Genomic DNA, 1,153 nt, shown 5'->3' with positions numbered 1-1,153 from the left:
TGTTGTGGTTCATGACGTTGGTGACACGGGGCCGGGCGTGAGGAAGGGGTAGGTCCTGGCGGCAGGATGGAAGTGCGACCAACCGTCTTGCCGAGTGAAGGACCTACCCCTCATGTCTCACGCTAACGCCCCGTTGACCCCTGCCGGACGCCTGCGTCTGATCGAGCGCTGCCAGGACCGGCCTGTGGCGCATGTCGCTGCCGAGGCCGGGATCTCCAGGGCGTGCCTGTCCAAGTGGAAGGCGCGGTTCGAGAGCGAGGGGCGCCCCGGGGTGGAGGACCGGTCCTCGGCGCCGTTCGTCCGCCCGACCCAGACCCCGCCGGCGGTGGTCGAGTTGATCGAGACGTGGCGGCGAGACAAGAAGTGGACTGCCCGGCAGATCCAGCGCGAGCTGACCTCCCGAGGGCACGAGATCTCCGTGGCCACGGTGGGTCGCTGGTTCGTGCGCCTGGGCATCAACCGGCGCCGCGACCTCGACCCGACCGGCGAGTGCAACCGGCACACCGGGAAGATCGTGGCCAGGTTCGCCGGGCACATGGTCCACCTCGATGTGAAGAAGGTCGGCCGGATCCCGGACGGGGGCGGGTGGCGGGCCCACGGACGCGGCTCGGACCAGGACAAGGCCGCCCAGCGGGCGAAGGACACCGCGGCCCGCAAGGCGAGGAAGAACGGGACCAAGTCACCTCGGGGCGGGTACGTCTACCTGCACTCGATCGTCGACGGATACTCCCGCCTGGCCTACACCGAGCACCTCGGGGACGAGACCGCGAAGACCACGATCGGGTTCTACCACCGGGCCCGCGCGTTCTTCGCCGCCCACGGCATCGACCGCGTCGTGCGCGTCGTGACGGACAACGGAGCGAACTACCGCGCGAAGGACTTCGTCCGGGCCGTGCTGGGCTCCGCGTCCCGCCACCAACGGACCCGGCCCTACACGCCCCGCCACAACGGGAAGGTCGAGCGCTACCAACGGATCCTCGCCGAAGAAGTCCTCTACGCCCGCGAATGGTCATCCGAGGACGAACGCGCCGCCGCGATCAAGGTCTGGAACATCCACTACAACTACCATCGAGCCCATACCGCCGCCGGTGACAAACCCCCAGCCTCACGACTGCGCCGCCACGTCACCAACGTCATGAACCAGAACACCTAG

The 1,153-nt window shown here is 68.5% G+C and carries 1 protein-coding gene; it reads left to right on the top strand.

Translation table 11 applies throughout. The features are described 5' to 3' along the window. Positions 1–112 precede the first annotated feature (112 nt). Entirely contained in the window at positions 113–1,153 is a 1,041-nt protein-coding gene (locus ACLQ14_RS19400) for an IS481 family transposase (protein WP_425816091.1), read from the top strand.

Source organism: Luteimicrobium sp. DT211, from assembly GCF_049844995.1.
GTDB lineage: Bacteria > Actinomycetota > Actinomycetes > Actinomycetales > Cellulomonadaceae > Luteimicrobium.
Note: the sequence above shows the minus strand (reverse complement) of the source record. Positions and strands in the feature narration are given on the sequence as shown.

What these genes read in the sequence shown, in the direction of transcription:
- ACLQ14_RS19400 (WP_425816091.1), top strand. Translation starts at nt 113, where the DNA reads ATGTCTCACGCTAACGCCCCGTTGACCCCTGCCGGACGCCTGCGTCTG.